Source organism: Rhodococcus sp. YH1 (genome assembly GCF_009939605.1).
Classification (GTDB): Bacteria; Actinomycetota; Actinomycetes; order Mycobacteriales; family Mycobacteriaceae; genus Rhodococcus; species Rhodococcus aetherivorans.
This window is the reverse complement of the sequence record NZ_WVTE01000237.1, coordinates 20249-40801: the sequence shown is the minus strand read 5'-3', so window position 1 is coordinate 40801 and position 20553 is coordinate 20249. Positions and strand designations below refer to the sequence as shown.

Below are 20553 nucleotides of genomic sequence, written 5' to 3'. Positions count from 1 at the left end.
CCGGACTCCGGGGCGGGCACGCCGCGGTGGGCCAGCGCGTCCCGGGTGTGCGCGGCGGAGAAGCGGATCGAGCCGGACCGCGAACGGATCTCGATGTCCTCGCTCACCGCGGCCGCGGCGGTGAAGCCGACCCCGAACCGGCCGACCCCGCCGGTCTTGCTCGACGCCCGCAGCGCCGTCAGCGCCTGCACGCCGGCTTCGTCGAGCGGCGCGCCGGTGTTCGCGACGTGCAGGTCGTCGCCGTCGCGCCACAGGCACAGCGCGCCCGGCACGCCCGCGCGCGCGGCCGCGTCGGCGGCGTTCTGCGCGAGTTCGGTGAGCACCCGGTCCCGGTAGCCGGCCCGGACGAGATCGGCCTCGGTGGCGGCATCCTCCCGCAGCCGCGTCGGGGACGACGCCCAGGCCAGCAGGGTGCCCTCGCGCAGCGCCGCGGTCCCGAAGGGGTCGGCGGGGTCGGGGCGCGGCATCCTCAGTCGGTCTGTTCCGGCGGCGCGACCGCGGCCGGCTCGGCAGTCGTGTCCTCGGTGCTCTCGGTGTTCTCGGTGCTCTCGGTGTTCTCGGTGCTCTCGGTGTTCTCGGCGCTCTCCGTGTCCCCGGCGCTCCCGGACCCGGTCTCCTCCGAGGCCTCCGGGACCGTGCCTTCCGCGTCCGCCGGGGCGTGCGCCTCCGCACCCGCCTCGGCCGGCGGCAGGGCGACGACCTCCACAGCGGAGTCGTCGTACGCCTCGTGGACCGGGGAGCCCGCGCCGGTCGGCAGGGTGGTGTCCGAGTGGGCGCCGCACCCGTACGCCGAGTGCACCACGTGGCCGTCGGCGGCGAACTCGTTGCCGCACACCCCGAACGCTGCCCGCAGGGAACCCGCGAGGGGAAGGTAGAACCCGCACAGCCGACACGTCGAGGGCGCGGCCTTGGCCATCTCCGAGTCGGGGCCGTAGTCGCCGTCGTACCAGCGCTGGGCTGCCTCGAGGCGGCCCTCGAGGCTCATGACCTGCGTGCGGCCGAGGCCGATCTCGAGGGCCGTCTCGTCGATCTCGGGGTCGCCGGTGGCGACGTAGCCGGGCACGAGGCGCGGATCCCCCGCCGGGGGCGCGAGCAGGTCGCCGGGACCGAGGTCGCCGGGCCGGATCCGCTCGTTCCACGGCACCCACCGCGGCGCGACGAGCGCGTCCGGTCCGGGCAGCAGCGCCAGCTCGCTCACCGTCACCCGGTCCGAGCCGGGTGCGGCGGCGACGACGACGGCCCACTGCCAGCCCCGGTACCCGGGCAGTTCCGCGGCGAACCGGTGGGTGGCAGCGCAGTCGTCCTCGGCCGCGACGCCGAGGTACGCGCCGACGCCGGTCTCGCCCGCGTCCAGCAGCGCGGCCCGCGCGACGTCGACGGCGTCGGCCAGCAGAGGCTGCACGAGCTGTTCGGTAGAGGCGGACGCGGAGCCGGACGCAACTGAGGAAGGCACACCACTCACGGACCCCATTCTGCCGCACGGAACCGCCACCGCGACCCTCGGCTGCCATCATGTGGGCATGCGCCGCCGTCCGCTCTCCGTCGCGGCCGCGGTCGCCGCCTGCGTCGCGGCGGCCGCGTGCGACTCCGCCCCGGCGGATCCGGGTCCGCCGCCCGAGCGCCTGCGGGCCGAGCTCGTGGCCGTGCATCCGCACGATCCCGCCGCGTTCACGCAGGGCCTCGAGGTGTCCGGCGACGAGTTGCTCGAAGGCACCGGCCTGTCCGGCCGGTCGTGGATCGCGGCGCGGTCGCTGGCCACCGGCGCCGAACGGGTCCGGGTGCCGGTGCCGGACGGCATGTTCGGCGAGGGCATCACCGTCGCCGGCACCACGGTGTGGCAGCTGACGTGGCGTGACGGGGTCGCGGTCGCCCGCGACCGGGACACCCTGGCCGAACGCGGCCGCGCCGGCTACGACGGGGAGGGCTGGGGGTTGTGCGCCCAGGACGACCGGCTGGTGATGAGCGACGGCACCGCGGAGCTGACGTTCCGGCACCCCGGGACCTTCGCGGAGACGGGCCGGGTGACGGTCCTGCGCGAGGGCCGCGCCGTCACCCGCCTCAACGAACTCGAATGCACCGACGACGGTGCCGTGTACGCCAACGTGTGGAAGACCGACGAGATCCTGCGCATCGACCCGGACGAGGGCCGGGTGACCGCCGTGGTGGACGCCGGGGCGCTGCGCGAGCGGCTCACCGACGGGCAGCGCGAGCGCATCGACGTGCTCAACGGAATCGCGCACCTGCCCGGTACCGATCGCTTCCTCGTCACCGGCAAGTACTGGCCGTCGGTGTTCGAGGTGCGGTTCGTGCCGTGATCGCGCCGCAGGTGGGGCACGCCACCGAACACCGATCCGCCCGGTGCGACAGAATTGTGCCGTGACCGATTCGGACGAGGAACGCGCACACGACGACGCGGGCCGTGGCGCCGACGTCGGCGGTCGTCCCCGCCGGTCGGCCCGGGCCCCGCACCCCGGCAACGGCAACTATCCGCCGCCGCGGCGCACGTCTGCGCGACGTACCCCCCTGCCGCCGCTGCATCCGGTCGAGGACGCCCGCAGGTACCGGGGCGACGACTTCTCCCGCGAGGAGCGCGCCGGCGCCCCGCGGGCCCCACGGATGCCGCGGAAACTGACGGTCACCCGCGTCGCGGCGCTGCGCAGCCGTGAGCTCACGAGCAAGGGCATCGCGACATTCCGCCGGGCCGCCACCGCGGACGGTGCGGACCGCTCGGGCCTCACGGCCCTGACCTACGCGACGATGGCGAACTTCGCGAGCGACGCGGCGGTCGCCGTGGCCCTGGCCAACACCCTGTTCTTCTCGGCGGCCACGGGCGAGGACAAGACCAAGGTCGCCCTGTATCTGCTCATCACGATCGCCCCGTTCGCGGTGATCGCCCCGCTGATCGGTCCGTTGCTCGACCGGTTGCAGCACGGTCGCCGGCTGGCGCTGGCCACGTCGTTCGCCGCGCGCACCGTGCTCGCCGTGGTGCTGGTGTTCAACTTCGACAGCTGGGGGCTGTATCCCGCCGCGCTGGCGATGATGGTGCTGTCCAAATCGTTCGCGGTGCTCAAATCGGCGGTGACGCCGCGGGTGCTGCCGCCCGAGATCGATCTGGTCCGGGTGAACTCCCGGCTCACGGTGTTCGGCCTGGTGGGCGGCACGATGGGCGCCGGGGCCGTCGCCGCCGCCGCGGCCTGGCTGTTCGGATCGTCCGGCGCATTGTGGCTGTGCGCCGTCATCACGGCGTTCGGCGCGTACCTGAGCATGCGGATCCCGTCGTGGGTCGAGGTCACCGAGGGCGAGGTGCCGGCCACGCTGTCGTATCACGGCGCCGAGGCCCGCACCGAGGTCACCGGGACCCGCACCGAAGTGATCGCGACGCCCGCGCGCGCCGCCGGCGGCGCGAAGAGCCGCCGGCAGCCGCTGGGGCGGGCCGTGCTCACCGGTTTGTGGGGCAACGGCACGATCCGGGTGCTGACCGGCTTCCTGACCTTGTTCATCGCGTTCGTCGCCAAGTCGAAGACCGAGCACGAGCCCCTGGTCCAGGCGGGGATGCTGGGTCTGGTCGGCGCGGCCGCCGCCATCGGCAACTTCACCGGCAACGCGACCGGCGCGCGGCTCACGCTGGGCCGTCCCGCGCTGATCGTGGTGCGGTGCACCGCGGCCGTGACGGTGATGGCGGCGCTGGCCGCCGCGACCGGCAACCTGATCACGGCGGCCCTCGTGGCGCTGGTGGGATCCTGCGCGAGCGCGCTGGCGAAGGTGTCGCTGGACGCGTCACTGCAGCAGGACCTGCCGGAGGAGTCCATCGCGTCCGGGTTCGGTCGCTCGGAGACGGTGCTGCAGCTGAGCTGGGTGTTCGGCGGGGCCCTGGGGGTCCTGCTGCCGACCGAGTACTGGCTCGGGTTCACCGTGGTCACCGTCGTGCTGGCCCTCGGTCTGACGCAGACGATCCTCACCTACCGTGGAGGCACCGTCGTTCCGGGCTTCGGTGGCAAACGCCCGGAACACGCCACCCAGGAGACCACCGGTCGCATCCCGCGGCCAGGCGGACGTACGACGAGAAACGGAACGTGATGAGACTGCAGCCCCGGACGAAGAAGACGATCGCGATCCTGGTGATCGTGGCGCTGGTCGCGATCGGCGGGCTCACCGCGGTCGTGGTCTCCCTCGTCCGTTCCGCACCGCCGAGCGTGCCCACGGTGACGGCGTACGCGCAGGGCCGTACGGTCACGGTCGAGCCCGGCCTGTGCAGCGCCGACGGCACGTGCGCCGGCCTCGAGGCCGTGATGCTCAAGGTGCCGGCGGGCCGGCCGCTGCAGCTGTCGTTGCCGTCGGAGATCACGGACTCGGACTGGCGGCTGAACGTCACCTACGGTGATCCCCGCACCGGCGAGATCTTCGAGGGGTTCCGCGACTACACGCCCGGTCAGGCCCGGGCCGTGACGGTGCCGTCCGACCCCGGCGCGCAGTTGCTGAATGTGGTGCTGCAGCTTCCCGCCACCGGGGAGCAGGCGCCGGTGTGGGCGATCCAGACGTTCTGACCCCCGTCCGGCATGCGAGAGGGGCCCTCCGGATGCTGTCCCGGAAGGCCCCTCTCGCGTCGGGTCGGCCCGACGCCGGGCGTCAGGAGTCGAGCTCGCGGGCGACGGCCCGCATCACCTCGGAGATCCGCTGGGCGGTCTTGCGCTCGGGATGGCGGCCCTTGCGCAGCTCCGGCTGCACGGTGGCCTCGAGCAGCTTGATCATGTCCTCGACCATGCCGTGCAGCTCGTCGGGCGTGTGCCGCTTCTGGGGGGCCGCCTCACGCCGCCCGCCCTGGCGCACCGACGGCAGTGGATCGAGCAGTTTCAGGCTGAGCGCCTGCGGTCCGCGACGGCCCGCGGCCATGCCGAACTCCACCCGCTGACCCGGCTTGAGGCCCTCGACCCCGGCCGGGAGCGCGGAGGCACGCACATAGACGTCCTCGCCCTCCTCCTGGGACAGGAAGCCGAAGCCCTTCTCCATGTCGTACCACTTCACCTTGCCGGTAGGCACTGCGTTCACCCGCTCCTCGACAGCCGTGCCCCGTGGGGCACGAGTGGATATGCAAAACAACGCGCCCCGCTTCGAGTGCGGGACGCGCAGACATGCGTCAGTGTACCCGCGGCGGAGTCCACCTTCGAAAGTCCGGCGGCGGCGCGGGCGGGTGGGGAAGCACTACGGTGGAACCCGTGGGCACCTCCAGTTCTTCCGCACCGGGCAACGGCCTGCTCAAGGCCGCGCTGGCATGTTTCCTGGTCGGGATCGTCGCCGTGGTGGCGATCTTCCTGACCCCCGCCGTCACCGACGGCCGGCCGGGCCTGGTGCTGTATCTGCTGACTCTCGCCTGGCCGCTCGGCTTCGTGCTGGCATTGACCTTCGCGCTGCGCTCCGGCCGGCGCTCCCGCGGAAGGGATCGCACGTGAGGATTCTGCTCAACATCATCTGGCTGGTCTTCGGCGGCCTGTGGCTGGCGCTGGGGTACTTCCTGGCAGGCCTGATCTGCTTCGTGCTGATCATCACCATCCCGTTCGGCATCGCCTCGTTCCGCATCGGCATGTACGCGCTGTGGCCGTTCGGCAAGACGGTGGTGGACAAGCCCACGGCGGGGGCCGGGTCGCTGATCGGCAACGTGATCTGGGTCGTCGTCGCCGGCATCTGGCTGGCCCTCGGTCACGTCGTGACGGCGATCGCGATGGCGATCACGATCATCGGCATCCCCCTGGCGCTCGCGAACCTGAAGATGGTGCCGATCTCGCTGCTGCCGCTCGGGAAGGACATCGTCCCGGTGGACAACCGCCCGAGTTACATGTGACGTTCCTCACATAACACGGGCATAACGGCGAGGTCGCGAACCGGCACCGGCGATGGACTTTGGTCCCTACCTGCGACTTCATCCCGCCACACGCGCCACTCACGCGCCGCCCTCGCCGCGCTCGGCGTTATCAATTGGTGACAATCCCCGCCTTGAGCCGTTACCGTCGTCTCCGGCCGGTTGGTTCGGCCACCCCGGGTCCGTCGCGCCAAATCCTGCTCCGCGGATTCCGGGTGTCCCGACGAACGATCCACGGGAGCAGGAAGCGGGGGACCCAACGGTCTCCCAGGGAACACCGATTCCCAGGAGGCACCCGGATCGCCGCCCACGGCGACGGTCCTTGGGGTGAAGCCGAATCGCCCACCGGCGAGGAGGCCGGGCTACCTCTTCAGCCCGAACCCGACAGCTGACCTCGTAGGCGCGTACGGAGAGGAACCGGAACCGACATGAGCGGACGCCATCGCAAACCCACCAACACCGGCCGCACCGTCGCCAAGTTCGCGCTGACCAGCGCGGTTCTCGGCGTCACGGGCGTCGCCTTCAGCGGCACCGCCAACGCCGCTCCCGACTCCGACTGGGACCGCCTCGCGCAGTGCGAGTCCGGCGGCAACTGGGGCATCAACACCGGCAACGGCTACCAGGGTGGCCTGCAGTTCTCCCCCAGCACGTGGAACGCCTACGGCGGCGGCGAGTACGCGGCGACCGCCAACCAGGCCACCCGCGAGCAGCAGATCACCGTCGCCGAGCGCGTGCTCGCCGGCCAGGGCTGGGGCGCGTGGCCGTCCTGCTCCTCGAGCCTCGGCCTGAGCAGCGCTCCGACGCAGCGCAGCGCCCCGTCCACGAGCGCCGGCACCGTCCAGAACACCCCGGTCGTCGAGGCCGCCCCCGAGGTGGCAGAGCTTCCCGCTCTGCCCGCGGAGGCCCAGGGCCTGCGGGCCGGCTTCGAACAGGGCCTCGACGCCCTGCGCCAGGCCGGCATCGCCGTCGACCAGAACCTCGTCGACGCGGTCAACGCCGCCCTGCCGAACTGACACCCGGCACAGACGCACGAAAGAGCCCCGCACCGTTCCGGTGCGGGGCTCTTTCGTGCTTCGATCAGCGGTTGATGACGGTGCGGGGGTGGGTGTACGGCAGGGAGTCGACCGGCAACGGGAACTCCATCTCCTCGCCGTACGGGGACAACGGGCCGGAACGAGTCGAGGACAACTCGGTGACGGCGTGGTCCCCGTCCGCCACCTTGGGCCACCCCGGATCGACATACTGCTTCTTCGAATTGTCAGCCATGCGCTCATTTTGGCAGGCAGGTTCACGGACAGCTACTTCAGGTCTCTAATCTGGTCTCGATGACCGCCACCGACCCCGCCGCGCCGGAGACCGGGCCGGAGTCGCTCGCGCGCTGGCTGAGCGACCGCCGCGACGCCGACCTCGCCGAGCTGCTGCGCGCGCGCCCCGACCTGGTGGTCCCGCCACCCGCGACGATGGCCGTCCTGGCCGGCCGCGCGCAGCAACGTGCCTCGGTGTTCCGCGCCGCCGACGAACTCACCGTCCTCGACTTCGGTGTGGTCGACGCGCTGACCCGGCTGGGCGCCGACCGGGAGCCGGTGACCCGCCGGGCGCTGCTCGACTCCGTGTCCGGCCGCGTCACCGCCAAGAACGTCGACCGGTCCCTCGACCGCCTGCGCCGCCTGTCGCTCGTGTGGGGTCCCGCCGACGGGCTGCGGCTGGTCAAGGCCGCGGCCGAGGCGGTGCCGTGGCGAATCGGCCGCAGTCCCGACCCCGAGCAGCTGCCGGCCCCGGCCGAGGTCGGCGCCCTGCTCGCCGACCTCGATCCGGCGCAGCGCAGCCTGCTCGACACCCTCGCGCGCACCTCGCCCGTCGGGCGTACCCGCGACGCCGCGGCGGGCACACCCGCCGACCGGCCCGTGCAGCGCCTGCTCACCGCCGGGCTGCTGATCCGGCTCGACGACGAGACCGTCGAGCTGCCGCACCGGGTCGGTCAGGCGCTGCGCGGCGAGGCCCCCTTCGACCCCGCCGCCCTCACCCCGCCCCGGCCGCTGCCCGCGACGCACGTCGTCGCCGAGGTCAACGCCACCGCTGCGGGCGCCGCCCTCGAACTGCTGCGGCACTGCGAGAACCTGATCGACGCGCTCGCCGCGCTGCCCGCCCCCGCGCTCAAGTCCGGGGGACTCGGAGTGCGCGAACTGCGCCGCCTCGCCAAGACCGTCGACGTCGACGAGCAACTCGCCGCGCTGCTCGTCGAGGTACTCGCCGCGGCCGGCCTGATCTCGCGGGGTGTGCCCCAGCCGCCGCCCCCGACGGACATCGACGACTACTGGGCGCCGACCACCGCCGCCGACGGCTGGTCGAACGCGCCGCCCGCGCAGCGCTGGGCCGTGCTCGCGGGCGCGTGGCTCGACGCGCCGCGACGTCCGTGGCTCGTCGGGCGCCGCGACGCGACGGACAAGCCGATCGCCGCACTGTCCGACGAATGCCAGTCCACCGCCGCACCGCGCGAGCGGCGCCTGCTGCTCGAGCTGCTCGCCGAGGTGCCCGGGTCGGCGCCCGGCGCGGATGCGGCGCGAGCCGTGCTGGCCTGGCGGCGGCCGCGGTGGGCGGCCCGGCTCGGCGCCGACACGGTGGCCGAGACGCTGCGGGAGGCGACGGCGCTGGCCGTCGTCGCGCACGGGGCTCTCGCCTCGCCCGGCAAGGCGCTGCTGCACGGCGGCGACCCCGAGGCGGAGATGGCCGCGGTCCTGCCGGAACCGGTCGACTACGTGCTGGTCCAGGCCGACCTGACGGTGGTGGCGCCCGGCCCCCTGGTGCCCGAACTCGCGGACCGCATCGCCCTCGTCGCCGACGTCGAGTCGGCGGGCGCGGCCACGGTGTACCGGGTGAGCGAGACCGGCGTGCGCCGCGCTCTGGACGCGGGCACCGGCGCCGCCGAGCTGCACGCCCTGTTCGCCACGCATTCGCGCACTCCCGTCCCCCAGGCGTTGACCTACCTGATCGACGACGTCGCCCGCCGCCACGGCCGGCTCCGCGCCGGGATCGCCGCCTCGTTCGTCCGCTCCGACGACCCGGCGCTGCTGGCCGAGGTGCTCGGTCACCCCGTCGCCGGCCACCTCGCCCTGCGGGCCGTCGCGCCGACGGTCGCGGTGTCGCAGGCGCCGCTGGCGGAGGTGCTCGCCGAGCTGCGCGGTGCGGGCTTCGCGCCCGCGGGCGAGGACGCCACCGGCGCGGTGCTGGACCTGCGGCCACGAGGCGCCCGGGTGTCGGTGCCGCGGGCACGGCCCCGCTACATCGGACCGACGCCGCCCACCGGGGAGCAACTCGACACCCTGATCCGCACGCTGCGCGCCGGGGACCGGGCCGCGGCCGCCCCGCGCGGCACCACCGTCCGCGGCGACGGCACCCGCACGGGCGGTGCCGCGACGATGGCGCTGCTGCAGCTCGCCGCGCACGGCAAGCGCAGCGTCCGGATCGGCTACGTCGACGCGCAGGGCGTCGCCACCCACCGCATCGTCGATCCCGTCGCCGTCGGCGGGGGGCAGCTCGAGGCGTTCGACCCCGCCGCGGGCACGGTCCGCAGCTTCGTGCTGCACCGCATCACCACGGTCGCGCTCGTGGAGTGACGGCGGCCGGTGGCGGGCCTGCCGCCGCACCTGGAGAATGGGGAGGTTCTGCCTGTTCCCGTGCTAGGAGGCGTCCGTGGCCGACGGACCGTTGATCGTCCAGTCCGACAAGACCCTGCTCCTCGAGGTCGACCACGCCCTCGCGAACGAGGCCCGGCAGGCCATCGCGCCGTTCGCCGAGCTCGAACGCGCCCCCGAGCACGTGCACACCTACCGGGTCACCCCGCTGGCGTTGTGGAACGCCCGCGCCGCGGGACACGACGCCGAGCAGGTCGTCGACGCCCTGGTCACCCACTCCCGGTTCGCGGTCCCGCAGCCGCTGCTCGTCGACATCGTCGACACCATGGCCCGCTACGGCCGGCTGCAGCTGGTGAAGAACCCCGCGCACGGCCTGACCCTGGTCAGCCTCGACCGGGCGGTGCTCGAGGAGGTGATGCGCAACAAGAAGATCGCGCCGATGCTCGGCGCCCGGCTCGACGACGACACTGTGATCGTGCATCCGAGCGAGCGCGGCCGGCTCAAGCAGATGTTGCTCAAGGTCGGCTGGCCGGCCGAGGACCTCGCCGGCTACGTCGACGGTGAGGCACACGCGATCAACCTCGACTTCGAGACCAACCCCTGGCACCTGCGGGACTACCAGGAGATGGCCGCCGACTCGTTCTGGGCCGGCGGCTCCGGCGTGGTGGTGCTGCCGTGCGGGGCGGGGAAGACGATGGTGGGTGCGGCCGCGATGGCCAAGGCGGGCGCCACCACCCTGATCCTGGTGACCAACACCGTCGCGGGCCGGCAGTGGAAGCGCGAGCTGATCGCCCGCACGTCGCTCACCGAGGACGAGATCGGCGAGTACTCCGGGGAGAAGAAGGAGATCCGCCCGGTCACCATCGCCACCTACCAGGTCATCACCCGCAAGTCGAAGGGCGAGTACCGCAACCTCGAGCTGTTCGACTCCCGCGACTGGGGGCTGATGATCTACGACGAGGTGCATCTGCTGCCCGCCCCGGTGTTCCGGATGACAGCCGACCTGCAGTCCCGGCGCCGGCTCGGCCTCACCGCGACCCTCGTGCGCGAGGACGGCCGCGAGGGCGACGTATTCTCGCTCATCGGCCCCAAGCGCTACGACGCACCGTGGAAGGACATCGAGGCGCAGGGCTGGATCGCGCCCGCGGAGTGCGTCGAGGTGCGGGTGACCCTGACCGACGCGGAACGGATGACGTACGCGGTGGCCGAGCCCGAGGAGCGGTACAAGCTGTGCTCGACCGCGCACACGAAGATCGCGGTGGTGAAGTCGATCCTGGACCGGCACCGCGACTCCCCCACCCTGATCATCGGGGCGTACCTCGATCAGCTCGACGAGCTCGGCGAGGCGCTGGACGCCCCGGTGATCAAGGGCTCGACCCGGAACAAGGAGCGCGAGGAGCTGTTCGACCGCTTCCGCGCCGGTGAGCTGAAGGTGCTCGTCGTGTCGAAGGTCGCGAACTTCTCGATCGACCTGCCCGAGGCGTCGGTGGCGGTGCAGGTGTCGGGCACGTTCGGCTCGCGCCAGGAGGAGGCGCAGCGCCTCGGCCGGTTGCTGCGCCCCAAGCACGACGGCGGGCAGGCGCACTTCTACTCGGTCGTCGCGCGCGACACCCTCGACGCCGAGTACGCCGCGCACCGGCAGCGGTTCCTCGCCGAACAGGGTTACGCGTACCGGATCACCGACGCGGACGATCTGCTCGGCCCCACCATCGGCTGACCGCCGGCCGGTTCAGCCGGGCGGGAGGCGGTACTCCTGTTCCGGTCGTCCCGTGCTGCCGTACCGGAGCTGCATCCGCAGCTGCCCCTTGGTGACGAGCGCGGCGAGATAACGCTGGGCGGTCGCGCGGGACACCCCGATCGTGGCCGCCACCTCCCCCGCCGACATGGGCGTGTTCGAGGACGAAAGAGCTTGCAGGACAAGTTCTTTGGTCACCGATCGGGGCGCCCTGTCGCCGGCGCCCGACGGCGCCGGGCGCAGCGCGGCGAGCGCCGAGTCGATCTCGGCCTGGGTGAGTTCGGCGCCGGCGACGAGACGCCGGTACTGCGCGTACGCCGACAACCGCCGCGCGAGTTCGGTGTTGGGAAACGGCTTGACCAGATACCCCGAGGCGCCGGCGGCCAGCGCGGCCCGCACCGTCGTGCCCTCGGCGGCTGCGCCGAGTACGAATGCGTCGCAGTCGAGTTCACGGATCAGGTCGATGCCGGAGCCGTCGGGCAGGTACACGTCCACGAGCGCGAGGTCGACCGGGGCCTCGCGGACCGCGGCGCGCGCGGCCGCGACGGTACCGGCGACCGCCGCCACGCGGAACCCGGCCACCGCGGCGACCACGCTCGCGTGCAGTTCCGCGACGCGGAAGTCGTCGTCGACGACGAGCACCGTCAGATCGGATCCGCCCACCCGGTGTCTCCTTGGTCGAGTACGTCGATCAGCGTGGCGACGAACACCGCGCCCCCGGTGGGATTGTCCGGGGTGCGCCGCCCGCCGGGATCGGCGAGGATCACGTCGCCGCCGTGCTGCCGGGCCACCTGCCGCGCCAGCGCCAGGCCCATTCCGCGACCGCCCGGGACGGCACCGTCGGCGTGGGTGGTGACACCCTCCCCGAAGACCTCCCCGGCGCGGCCGGCGGCGATGCCGGCACCGGTGTCCGCGACGGCCAGGTGCAGGTCGCGGCCGGCCTCGACGAGTTCGACCTCCACCTCGGCGGGGTCGTGCCCGTGCTCGCGGGCCGCCTCGATCGCGTTGTCGAGCAGGTTGCCCAGCACGGTCGTGACGTCCACGGGGCAGCGGACGGTGCCGCGCACCCAGGTGTTCTCGCCGAGGACCAGCGTCACCCCGCTCTCCCGCGCGTGGGCGGCCTTGGCGGTGAGGAAGGCGTGCAGGTACGGGTCGGCGACGGCGTCGAGCCCGTCGAGGGGCCGGCCGGTGGGCCCGGATCCGAGGAGCTGCTCGAGGTACTCGGTGGCCTGAGCGCTGCGGCCTTGCTGCAGCAGGCCGTAGAGCAGGTGCAGGCGGTTCGCGGTCTCGTGCCGCTGGGCCCGCAGGGCGGTGGTCAGCGACTGCACGGCGTCGAGTTCGCGGGTGAGCTTCTCGACGTCGGTGCGGTCGCGCACCGACATCACGGTGCCCAGGTCGCGGCCGTCGCGCAGGACCCGTCGCGCGACGGCCAGCACGATCCGGTCGCCCGCGGCGGCGGCCACCGGCTCGTCGCGGGGGTGGCGCGCGACGTCGAGCAGGCGCGGGGTGAGCCCGACGTCCTCGAGCCGGTCCCCCACTCCGCCGCGCAGGTCGAGCAGCCGCCGGGCCTCGGCGTTGACGACGGTGACCACCCCGTCGGTGTCGGCGCCGATCACCCCTTCCCCGATGCCGTGCAGCACGACCTCCTGCTCCCGGACCAGCTCGGCGAGCTGCTCGGGCTCGAGGCCGAGGGTCAGCCGCTTCCACCGGCGGGCCAGCAGCGCCGATCCCGCGGCGCCGCACGCCAGGGCGCCGGCCGCGACGAGCGCCGCCTGCGCGACGTCCTCGCGCAGCTCCGACCGGACGCGGTCGGTGGCGATGCCGACGCTGACCTCGCCGACGACCCGCTCCGAGCCGGGGGCGTCGACGGGCACCTTGGCCCGGACGGAGTCGCCGAGGGTGCCGCGCTCGCTGCGCACCACCTCCCGTCCGGCCAGGGCCTCGTCCGGGTCGGTGCTGACCCGCAGACCGAGCAGCCGCGCGTCGGGGTGAGCCAGCCGCAGTCCCTGCTCGTCGGTGACCACCACGAACAACGCGCCGGTGGCCGCGCGCACCGCCTCGGCGGCCTGCTGGACCGTGCCGGTCGCGAGCTCCGGGTTGCCGGGTGCGACGACTCCGTCGTCGGCGGCCGCGAGCCGGGCCACCTCGGCCCGGACCGTGGCATCGGCTGCGACGGTCCGGGCGACGGCGAGGGCGCGTTGTCCGTACTCGTCGGTGACGCGGTCCTCGGTGGTGGTGACGAACGCCGCGAACCCGAGTCCGAGCGCCACCGCCACCACGGCGGACTGCAACAGCAGCACCTGGGTGCGCAGCCTCACGACGCCTCCGGCAGTTCGGGGTCCGACACGTTGATCCGTTTCTCGCGACGGTACGTCGGTGCGGAGCTCAGCCGAGCGGGATCTGGCCCAGGAGGATGCCGACGGCCAGCATGGTGAGCGACACGAGCGTCGCGCGCCACAGCACCTTGCGGTGGTGGTCGGCGAGCTGGACGCCGGCGAGGGTGACGAGCAGCAGGATCGCGGGCACCAGCGGGCTCTGCATGTGCACGGGCTGGCCGGTGATCGAGGCGCGGGCCATCTCGACCGGTTCGATCCCGTACTGGGCGGCCGTCTCGGCCAGGACCGGCAGCACGCCGAAGTAGAACGCGTCGTTGGTCATGAAGAAGGTGAACGGGATGCTGAGCACGCCCGTGATCACCGCCAGGTAGGGGCCGAGCGCGTCCGGGATCGCGCCGGTCAGCCACTGCGCCATCTCCTCGACCATGCCGGTGCCCTGGAACACACCGGTCAGGACGGCGGCCGCGAACACCATGGCCACGACCGACACGATGCTCGACGAGTGCCGGACGATCGCCTCGGACTGCTCCGACACGCGCGGGAAGTTCACGGCCAGCGCCAGGCCTGCGGCGATCATGAACAGGACGGGGATGGGCAGGATGTCGAGCCCGAGGACGACGAGCAGGGCGACGGTGAGCAGCGCGTTGAACGGCAGCAGCCTCGGTCGCAGGGTCGCGCGGGTCGGGTCGAGACCTGCGACGAAACCGCCGGTCTCGTCGTCGCCGGGCGCGTCCGGGCCGGATCCGCTGCCGGCGCCACGCGAACCCGAACGACCCGCTCCCGTGGAGCCGCCGCGGCCGGCGCCGGCCAGGACCGGCTCAGCGGTCCACACCAGCTTGCCGAGGCGCCGGCGCTCCATGACACCGAGGTGCAGCGCGAACCCGAGCACGACGACCAGGCCGACGAGCAGCGACGGGATCATCGGGACGAACACATCCGACGGGGACAGGCCGAGCGCGCTGGCGGCGCGGACCGTCGGGCCGCCCCACGGGATGATGTTCATCGTCGCGTTCGACAGGCCCGCGACAACCGTCAGCACCACCGGGCTCACCCGCAGCTTCAGGTACAGCGGCAGCATCGCGGACGTGGTGATGATGAAGGTGGTCGAGCCGTCGCCGTCGAGGGAGACGACCATCGCCAGCACTGCCGTCCCCACGACGAGCCGCGCCGGGTCGTCCCGGACGAGCCGCAGGACGAGCCGCACCAGGGGGTCGAACAGCCCCACGTCGATCATGATCCCGAAGAAGATGATCGCGAAGAACAGCAGCGCGGCCGTCGGGGCGAGGTCGGTGACCCCGTCGACGATCATGTCGCCGAGATCGGCGCCCGCACCGGCGAACAGGCCGAAGGCGACCGGAACGAGGATCAGCCCGACGACGGGAGTGGCCCTCTTGGACAGGATCAGATACATGAAGACGGCAACCATGAGGAAGCCGAGGAAGACAAGCACGATCTGCTCGCTTTCGTCGGTGGACGGTGCGGAGGAGGTTCGAGAATCCGGGTCGTCACCCGGTGTGATCTCTGCTACACGGAAGTGTGGGGCAGGCCACTGCGGGTGGTCACCGTTGCGTGCGATAGCGCCGTTGTGCGCATTCTGCTCGAGTGCATTCGCCCCGGTCGGCGGGTTTACCGGGACCGCATGAGGGGTACGCCTTCCGCATGGGCGCACGGGGCGACAAGGGTGGCCGGACCGCATCCGGCAGCCCCGGCCGAACGGCTACCAAGGCCGCGGACCGGGGCAGCTCGACCAGGACGACCGAGCGGCCGCGTCGTGCGGCCCCGTCGTCCGGGACGGCGAAAAGGCCGACGGCGTCGGCCACCGCCGGCCGGGAACGAGCGCCGCGCAGACGCTCGTCCGCCACGAAACCGACCGCCGCGAAGTCGGCCGCCACGAAGGCCACCACGGAATCGACCACGGCGGCACCGCGGCGGACGGCGTCGAAGCCGCGCACCGAACGGGCAACGGCCCCCCGCCGATCGACGCCGGAGACACCCCGCCGCCCGGGGCAGGAAGCCGCCACGCGCCCGGCCCGTCCGCGGACGCGGACCGCCGCCGCGGGGGAGGCACGGCAGCGGCCCCGCGAGCAGTCCCGCACCTCCACGACATCCCGGCCCTCGTCGGCATCCCGGCCCTCGTCGGCATCCCGGCCCTCGTCGCCGGAGCGCACGCCCCGCCGGCCGGCCTCGACCTCGGAACGCCCCGGACCCACCGGGCTCGGCGACCCCCCTCCGAGCCGCAAGCGCCGGTCCGTCGCGGCTGCCCTCGAGTGGCTGAAGACCCACGTTCGCCGACTTGCAGGGGCGGTGCGGAAGCGGCGAGCCGCGGTGATGCGCGATGTCCCCGAGTGGACGGACCAGCTCACCGACTCCGTCACCAACGGCAGTGCGAGCAGAAAGGCCGTCCTGAAAGGGGTGGGGGCCGCCCTGACCGGCAGGAATCCCTTGTGGGCAGCGTTCAAGGGCCTGCTGGCCGGGCTGAGCATCAAGGCCAAGATCCTCCTTGCTCTCGCCGTCGTCCTGGTGGCGCTGCTGGCTCCGGTCCTGCTCGTGGTCGCCCTGCTGGCCCTGCTCGTCGCCGGGGTGATCGCGGCGGTACGGGCCGCTACGCAGTGATCCGAAGGTTCTCGTTTCGAAGGGGTGGATCCTGCGCCATCGCGCGAGAGGGCTCCGCAGCAACGCCCCCCTCACCACCGCTGCGGCCACCCCTACAGGGCTCCACCGCCGACCAGCCGGTCGCATAAGCTGACGGCGTGCGCCGTTTCGACTTCCCCGTGGACCTGCCCCACGCCAAGGCCGTCAATCAGACCGTCGCCGAGGTGCGGCGGCTGCGGGTCTCGGGGGTCGTGCTAGCGGTGCTGTTCGCGGCGGCCGCGGTGTGGCTGCTCCTGATCGGCCAGGCGTGGTCCTTCGTCGTCGCGGCGGTGGTGATCGTCGCCGCGCTCACCGCTGCGTGGGTTGCGGTATGGGCGCCGCGCAAGGTGGGCACGATCCAGCACCTGTACCGGGACAGTCCCCTGGTGCCGGCCGTGGTCTCCGAGCTCCGGCCGCGCGGGATGACGCTGCTCGCGCTCGTCGACATCGCCAAGCCGGAGACCGGCGTCCACCGCTATGCGCTGGTCGCCCGGGACGTCACGGCCGTACCGGGGCACCGGGTGCAGGTCGGCGAGCGCGTGCCGTGCGTCGCGGTGCTGTCGGACCGCACCACCCGCAACACGAGCGGCGCGTGGCAGATGGTCAGCCCGATGCCGATCGCGTGGGGCACCCGCGACGCCTCGGTGCTGCGGGAGGCCGCGGCCGCCATCGACGAGACCGAGTGGAAGGTGGTCGAAGGCAAGCTGTCCCTCTCGGACGAGGTCGCGGCCAGCGACGAGCGCCGGCTCGTGCTGGACCCGAAGGACCTGCCCCCCGACCTCCGCTGACCATGCGACCCGTCGTCCTCGCCGGAAGCACCGTCGTTCTCACGGTGCCGGGCCCGGACGACGTCGACGCGATCACGGCCGCCTGCCGGGACCGGTCGATCGTCCGGTGGACGACGGTCCCCGACCCCTACACCCGCGCCGACGCGCAACGGTTCGTCGGCGACGTGGTGCCCGCCGGCTGGGAGGGACACAGTCCGGTGTGGGCGGTGCGGACCACCGCCGACGGCCCGCTGCTGGGCACGATCGGGCTGATCGCGCGCGACCCGTCGGCCGCGGAGATCGGGTACTGGATCGCTCCGGCCGCACGCACCCGCGGGCTCGCGACGGCCGCGGTGAACGTGTTGTGCGACTTCGCCTTCCGCGCGGACGGTCTGAAACTGGGCCGTATCGAATGGCGGGCGCTGGCCGCCAATCTCGCGTCGGCGGCGGTGGCGCGGCGCGTCGGCTTCCGCTTCGAGGGGGTGCAACGGCGCGGCGTGCTGCAGCGCGGGGTGCGGCACGACGCGTGGGTCGCGGGTCTGCTGCCCGACGACCCACGCGTGCCGGCCGACGGGTGGCCGATGTGATCGGCACGGCCGCCGGCGACCCCGGTCAGCGCAGTTCGGGCAGGACTTCCCTCTCGAACAACTCGATGCCCGAGGTGTCGTACGCGGCCTCGGGGAAATAGAGGATCGCGTAGGTCATGCCCTGCTTCTTCAGCGCGGTGAAGTTCTCCACGATCTGCTCGGGAGTGCCGACGGCGGGCAGCCCCCGGAACGCGTCGAGCGCGCTGTCGGCCTTCTCCGGCCCGACGTACGGTTCGAGCCGCGCGCGCAGCGCATCGAGGCGCTCCTGCACCTCGGCCTCGGTCCGGCCGATCGCGACGTTGTAGTTCGCCGAGCGGACGATGGCGTCGAAGTCGGTGCCCACGTCGGCGCAGTGCCCGCGCAGGATCTCCGACTTGTGGGCGAAGCCCTCCGGGGTGCCGTCGAAGTTGGTGTACTGCGCGTACTTGGCCGCGATCTTCAGGGTCACCTTCTCCCCGCCGCCGGCGATCCACAGCGGGATGCCGCCGTCCTGCAGCGGCAGGGGGCGCACGACGGCGCCGTCCACCTGGTAGTGCCTGCCGTGCAGGGTCGCGGTGCCGGTGGTCCAGGCCTGCCGGAAGATCTGCACGCCCTCGTCGAGCCGGCGCAGCCGTTCGGCGGCGGGCGGGAAGCCGTATCCGTACGCGCGCCACTCGTGCTCGTACCATCCGCCGCCGATGCCCATCTCGATGCGGCCGCCGGAGATGATGTCCGCGGTCGCGGCGACCTTCGCCAGGTAGGCGGGGTTGCGGTAGCTCATGGCGGTGCACATCTGTCCGATGCGCACGTTCTCGGTGACCGCGGCGAATGCCGACACCAGCGACCAGGCCTCGTGGGTGGCCTCCTCGGTGGGCAGAGGCACGGTGTGGAAGTGGTCGTACACCCAGATCGATTCCCACGGGCCGGCGTCGGCGCGCTGCGCCAGGTCGCGCATCACCCGCCACTGCTCGGCGGGATCGATGCCGACGAGGTCGAGCCGCCAGCCCTGGGGGACGAAGAATCCGAAACGCATGTGGGTCCTAACTCGGTGTCGTGGTGTGTGCTGCCTTCTCGGACGCCGACGCCGGTTGCAGCGTGCGACGCGGCCAAGCCGAGTATCGCGGAATGTACCGGTACATGACGGCGGCACCGAGCATCGCGAGTCCTCCGACGGTCAGTGCGCCGGCCGCCAGCGACAGCGCGGCGACGGCTCCGACCGCGAACGGGCCGGCGAACATACCGCTGTCGTGCATCAGTCGCCAGGCCGCGAGAAACTCCGCACGCGTCCGCGGCGGGGCGGTGTCGGCCCCGAGCGTCATGATGACGCCGTTGCCCAGGCCGTTGCCGATTCCGAGGAGCACGGCCACCGCCACGAGGGAGATGAGATCGTCCGCGATCGGGAGCGCCAGAAACGCCACACCGATCACGAGCAGCGACGGCACCGCCACGACGCGGCGGCCGAAGCGGTCCATCATCTGTCCCGCCGGATACGAACAGAGTAGGTCGACGCCACGATCAACCCGGCCACGGACACCGGGCCCCGAGGTCGCGCGCGAGAAGCGCAACCACCGGGGCCCCGGCACCCTGCCCGATCCCGAAGATCGCGGACGGGACGAACACCGTCCGGACGAGCGACGTCGGTTCGAGGGGCGGACTCACGCCGTCGCGGCACCCGCGTATGCGGTGGCCGCGAGGCGACCGGCCGGGCGGTCGAGCCCGTAGTGGCCGCGCAGCGTCGTCGCCGTGTACTCGGTGCGGAACAGCCCGCGCTCCTGCAGGATCGGCACCACGCGGGTGGTGAAGTCCTCGAGTCCGCCGGGCAGATACGGCGGCATGACGTTGAAGCCGTCGGCGGCCTCGCTGTCGAACCACAGCTGCAGTTCGTCGGCAATCTGTTCGGGGGTGCCGGCGAAGGTGCGGTGCCCGCGGCCGCCGCCGAGCTTCCCGATGAGCTGGCGCACGGTCAGGCCCTCGCTCTCGGCGAGGTTCTTCACCAGTTCGTAGCGGCTCTTGTTGCCCTGGATCCGGTCGATCGGCGGCAGCGGAGGCAGCGGCGCGTCCAGGGCATACTCGGTGAGATCAACTCCCACCATCCCGGAGAGCTGGCGCAACGAGTACGCCGGTGAGATCAGGTCGGTGAACTCCTGCTCGAGCGCCTCGGCCTCGGCCTCGGTGTCGCCGATGAACGGCACGATCCCGGGGAGCACCTTCAGGGAGTGCGGATCCCGCCCCGCCTCGGCCACGCGGGCCTTCAGATCGCGGTAGAACGCCTGCCCCTCGGCCAGGGTGCGCTGCGCCGTGAAGACCGCCTCGGCGTACCGGGCGGCGAAATCCTTTCCGCTCTCCGAGGATCCGGCCTGTACCAGCACGGGACGGCCCTGAGGTGAGCGCGGGGAGTTCAGTGGGCCGCGCACCGTGAACCGCGCGCCGTCGTGGTCGATGGTGTGTACCTTGGCCGGGTCGGCGAAGCGGCCGCTGTCGACGTCCAGCTCGACGGCATCGTCGTCCCAGCTGTCCCACAGGTCGACGGCGACGTCGACGAACTCGGCGGCGCGGTCGTAACGGCCGGCGTGGTCCGGTGTCTCGTCGTAGCCGAAGTTGGCCGCCTCGTCGGCGCCACCCGAGGTCACGATGTTCCAGCCGGCGCGGCCGTGACTGATGTGGTCGAGCGAGGCGAACTTGCGGGCGAGGTTGAACGGCTCGTTGTAGCCGGTCGACGCGGTGGCGATCAGGCCCACCCGCTCGGTGACGACGGCCATCGCGGACAGCAGGGTGATCGGCTCGAAGACCGCCTGGATGTTGTGTTCCACGCGGGGACCGGTCGCGAGGCCGTCGGCGAAGAACACCGAGTCGAGCTTGCCGCGTTCGGCGATCTGCGCGAGCTCCTGGAAGTGTGCGACGTCGAGGACGCGGCGCTCGTCGGTGCGCGGGTGCCGCCAGGCGGCCTCGTGGTGGCCGACCCCCATCAGGAAGGCGTTGAGGTGGAACTGCTTCGGAGACTGGGACATGACAACCTATCCGAGTACGTGGGA

At 72.7% G+C, this 20553-nt stretch carries 20 protein-coding genes, 1 pseudogene and 1 riboswitch; of the genes and pseudogenes, 11 read left to right on the top strand and 10 right to left on the bottom strand.

Annotated elements, in window-relative coordinates; all coding sequences use genetic code 11:
- Both AIIKEEIJ_RS21875 and AIIKEEIJ_RS21870 read right to left on the bottom strand, forming a co-directional pair.
- Positions 1 to 467 (bottom strand): sacsin N-terminal ATP-binding-like domain-containing protein (locus AIIKEEIJ_RS21875; RefSeq protein WP_443217117.1); only part of this gene is annotated, 467 nt, incomplete at its 3' end.
- A 2-nt stretch (positions 468 to 469) separates the two neighbouring features.
- Entirely contained in the window at positions 470 to 1471 is a 1002-nt protein-coding gene (locus AIIKEEIJ_RS21870; protein WP_202917411.1) for a DUF3027 domain-containing protein, read from the bottom strand.
- A gap of 49 nt (positions 1472 to 1520) precedes the next feature.
- On the opposite strand from AIIKEEIJ_RS21870, the gene AIIKEEIJ_RS21865 reads away from it, so the two are divergent.
- The 3 genes from AIIKEEIJ_RS21865 to AIIKEEIJ_RS21855 all read left to right on the top strand — a co-directional run bounded on the left by AIIKEEIJ_RS21865 (position 1521) and on the right by AIIKEEIJ_RS21855 (position 4544).
- Positions 1521 to 2315 carry a glutaminyl-peptide cyclotransferase gene (locus AIIKEEIJ_RS21865; RefSeq protein ID WP_006936156.1) on the top strand — a complete coding sequence of 265 codons (795 nt, stop codon included), beginning with the start codon at positions 1521 to 1523 and terminating at the stop codon, positions 2313 to 2315.
- Between the two features lie 61 nt (positions 2316 to 2376).
- Positions 2377 to 4077, top strand: coding sequence for an MFS transporter (locus AIIKEEIJ_RS21860; RefSeq protein WP_006936158.1), 1701 nt, complete (start codon positions 2377 to 2379; stop codon positions 4075 to 4077).
- Positions 4077 to 4544 carry a DUF2771 family protein gene (locus tag AIIKEEIJ_RS21855; RefSeq protein WP_161996541.1) on the top strand — a complete coding sequence of 156 codons (468 nt, stop codon included), beginning with the start codon at positions 4077 to 4079 and terminating at the stop codon, positions 4542 to 4544. Before AIIKEEIJ_RS21860 ends, AIIKEEIJ_RS21855 begins: the two co-directional genes overlap by 1 nt.
- 82 nt (positions 4545 to 4626) lie before the next feature.
- On the opposite strand, the gene AIIKEEIJ_RS21850 is transcribed toward AIIKEEIJ_RS21855, so the two are convergent.
- The gene (locus AIIKEEIJ_RS21850; protein WP_029541805.1) at positions 4627 to 5037 is read right to left on the bottom strand and encodes a cold-shock protein; all 411 of its coding nucleotides are present in this window, start codon (positions 5035 to 5037) and stop codon (positions 4627 to 4629) included.
- A gap of 167 nt (positions 5038 to 5204) precedes the next feature.
- Between AIIKEEIJ_RS21850 and AIIKEEIJ_RS21845 the strand changes: the two genes are divergently transcribed.
- The 3 genes from AIIKEEIJ_RS21845 (at position 5205) to AIIKEEIJ_RS21835 (ending at position 6867) form a co-directional block, all read left to right on the top strand.
- Entirely contained in the window at positions 5205 to 5447 is a 243-nt protein-coding gene (locus AIIKEEIJ_RS21845) for a hypothetical protein (protein ID WP_006936164.1), read from the top strand.
- Positions 5444 to 5836 (top strand): YccF domain-containing protein, encoded by a 393-nt coding sequence (locus AIIKEEIJ_RS21840; protein WP_006936165.1) that lies wholly within the window; start codon positions 5444 to 5446, stop codon positions 5834 to 5836. The genes AIIKEEIJ_RS21845 and AIIKEEIJ_RS21840 overlap by 4 nt, the downstream gene beginning before the upstream one ends.
- A gap of 211 nt (positions 5837 to 6047) precedes the next feature.
- Positions 6048 to 6273, top strand: a riboswitch (cyclic di-AMP (ydaO/yuaA leader).
- A 9-nt stretch (positions 6274 to 6282) separates the two neighbouring features.
- The gene (locus tag AIIKEEIJ_RS21835; RefSeq protein ID WP_161996540.1) at positions 6283 to 6867 is read left to right on the top strand and encodes a resuscitation-promoting factor Rpf1 domain-containing protein; all 585 of its coding nucleotides are present in this window, start codon (positions 6283 to 6285) and stop codon (positions 6865 to 6867) included.
- 64 nt (positions 6868 to 6931) lie between these two features.
- Here the strand turns inward: AIIKEEIJ_RS21835 and AIIKEEIJ_RS21830 are convergent, their stop codons facing one another.
- On the bottom strand, positions 6932 to 7120 hold the full coding sequence (locus tag AIIKEEIJ_RS21830; RefSeq protein ID WP_006936172.1) for a hypothetical protein: 189 nt from the start codon (positions 7118 to 7120) through the stop codon (positions 6932 to 6934).
- Positions 7121 to 7179: 59 nt separating this feature from the next.
- Here AIIKEEIJ_RS21830 and AIIKEEIJ_RS21825 point away from each other — a divergent pair, with 59 nt between their 5' ends.
- Entirely contained in the window at positions 7180 to 9468 is a 2289-nt protein-coding gene (locus AIIKEEIJ_RS21825; RefSeq protein ID WP_050034706.1) for a helicase-associated domain-containing protein, read from the top strand.
- 76 nt (positions 9469 to 9544) lie between these two features.
- A complete protein-coding gene (locus tag AIIKEEIJ_RS21820; protein ID WP_006936177.1) occupies positions 9545 to 11203 on the top strand; it encodes a DNA repair helicase XPB in 1659 nt (552 codons plus the stop codon).
- Between the two features lie 12 nt (positions 11204 to 11215).
- Here the strand turns inward: AIIKEEIJ_RS21820 and AIIKEEIJ_RS21815 are convergent, their stop codons facing one another.
- The 3 genes from AIIKEEIJ_RS21815 to AIIKEEIJ_RS21805 form a co-directional block, all read right to left on the bottom strand.
- Positions 11216 to 11884 (bottom strand): response regulator, encoded by a 669-nt coding sequence (locus AIIKEEIJ_RS21815; RefSeq protein ID WP_029541800.1) that lies wholly within the window; start codon positions 11882 to 11884, stop codon positions 11216 to 11218.
- Positions 11866 to 13539 (bottom strand): ATP-binding protein, encoded by a 1674-nt coding sequence (locus tag AIIKEEIJ_RS21810; protein WP_161996539.1) that lies wholly within the window; start codon positions 13537 to 13539, stop codon positions 11866 to 11868. Before AIIKEEIJ_RS21810 ends, AIIKEEIJ_RS21815 begins: the two co-directional genes overlap by 19 nt.
- A 67-nt stretch (positions 13540 to 13606) precedes the next feature.
- Positions 13607 to 15007, bottom strand: a complete 1401-nt coding sequence (locus tag AIIKEEIJ_RS21805) for a CitMHS family transporter (protein ID WP_065922944.1) — start codon at positions 15005 to 15007, stop codon at positions 13607 to 13609.
- Positions 15008 to 15861: 854 nt separating this feature from the next.
- On the opposite strand from AIIKEEIJ_RS21805, the gene AIIKEEIJ_RS21800 reads away from it, so the two are divergent.
- The 3 genes from AIIKEEIJ_RS21800 to AIIKEEIJ_RS21790 all read left to right on the top strand — a co-directional run bounded on the left by AIIKEEIJ_RS21800 (position 15862) and on the right by AIIKEEIJ_RS21790 (position 17542).
- Positions 15862 to 16170 carry a DUF1676 domain-containing protein gene (locus tag AIIKEEIJ_RS21800; RefSeq protein ID WP_338021001.1) on the top strand — a complete coding sequence of 103 codons (309 nt, stop codon included), beginning with the start codon at positions 15862 to 15864 and terminating at the stop codon, positions 16168 to 16170.
- A gap of 137 nt (positions 16171 to 16307) precedes the next feature.
- The gene (locus AIIKEEIJ_RS21795) at positions 16308 to 16976 is read left to right on the top strand and encodes a DUF3239 domain-containing protein (protein ID WP_338021000.1); all 669 of its coding nucleotides are present in this window, start codon (positions 16308 to 16310) and stop codon (positions 16974 to 16976) included.
- A gap of 2 nt (positions 16977 to 16978) precedes the next feature.
- The gene (locus AIIKEEIJ_RS21790; protein ID WP_006931131.1) at positions 16979 to 17542 is read left to right on the top strand and encodes a GNAT family N-acetyltransferase; all 564 of its coding nucleotides are present in this window, start codon (positions 16979 to 16981) and stop codon (positions 17540 to 17542) included.
- Positions 17543 to 17567: 25 nt separating this feature from the next.
- Here the strand turns inward: AIIKEEIJ_RS21790 and AIIKEEIJ_RS21785 are convergent, their stop codons facing one another.
- From AIIKEEIJ_RS21785 to AIIKEEIJ_RS21775, 3 genes and pseudogenes are all read right to left on the bottom strand, one after another.
- On the bottom strand, positions 17568 to 18554 hold the full coding sequence (locus AIIKEEIJ_RS21785; protein WP_006931130.1) for an LLM class F420-dependent oxidoreductase: 987 nt from the start codon (positions 18552 to 18554) through the stop codon (positions 17568 to 17570).
- 7 nt (positions 18555 to 18561) lie between these two features.
- Positions 18562 to 19041 (bottom strand): annotated as a pseudogene (locus tag AIIKEEIJ_RS21780) (MFS transporter); the annotation flags it as partial.
- 135 nt (positions 19042 to 19176) lie between these two features.
- Positions 19177 to 20529 carry an NtaA/DmoA family FMN-dependent monooxygenase gene (locus tag AIIKEEIJ_RS21775; RefSeq protein WP_161996538.1) on the bottom strand — a complete coding sequence of 451 codons (1353 nt, stop codon included), beginning with the start codon at positions 20527 to 20529 and terminating at the stop codon, positions 19177 to 19179.
- Between the last annotated feature and the right edge of the window lie 24 nt (positions 20530 to 20553).

Excerpts from the sequence above, each read along its gene's own strand:
- AIIKEEIJ_RS21790 (WP_006931131.1), top strand. The coding sequence starts at position 16,979 with ATGCGACCCGTCGTCCTCGCCGGAAGCACCGTCGTTCTCACGGTGCCG.
- AIIKEEIJ_RS21785 (WP_006931130.1), bottom strand. The coding sequence starts at position 18,554 with ATGCGTTTCGGATTCTTCGTCCCCCAGGGCTGGCGGCTCGACCTCGTC.
- AIIKEEIJ_RS21775 (WP_161996538.1), bottom strand. The coding sequence starts at position 20,529 with ATGTCCCAGTCTCCGAAGCAGTTCCACCTCAACGCCTTCCTGATGGGG.
- AIIKEEIJ_RS21870 (WP_202917411.1), bottom strand. The coding sequence starts at position 1,471 with ATGGGGTCCGTGAGTGGTGTGCCTTCCTCAGTTGCGTCCGGCTCCGCG.
- AIIKEEIJ_RS21830 (WP_006936172.1), bottom strand. The coding sequence starts at position 7,120 with ATGGCTGACAATTCGAAGAAGCAGTATGTCGATCCGGGGTGGCCCAAG.
- AIIKEEIJ_RS21825 (WP_050034706.1), top strand. The coding sequence starts at position 7,180 with ATGACCGCCACCGACCCCGCCGCGCCGGAGACCGGGCCGGAGTCGCTC.
- AIIKEEIJ_RS21835 (WP_161996540.1), top strand. The coding sequence starts at position 6,283 with ATGAGCGGACGCCATCGCAAACCCACCAACACCGGCCGCACCGTCGCC.
- AIIKEEIJ_RS21865 (WP_006936156.1), top strand. The coding sequence starts at position 1,521 with ATGCGCCGCCGTCCGCTCTCCGTCGCGGCCGCGGTCGCCGCCTGCGTC.
- AIIKEEIJ_RS21855 (WP_161996541.1), top strand. The coding sequence starts at position 4,077 with ATGAGACTGCAGCCCCGGACGAAGAAGACGATCGCGATCCTGGTGATC.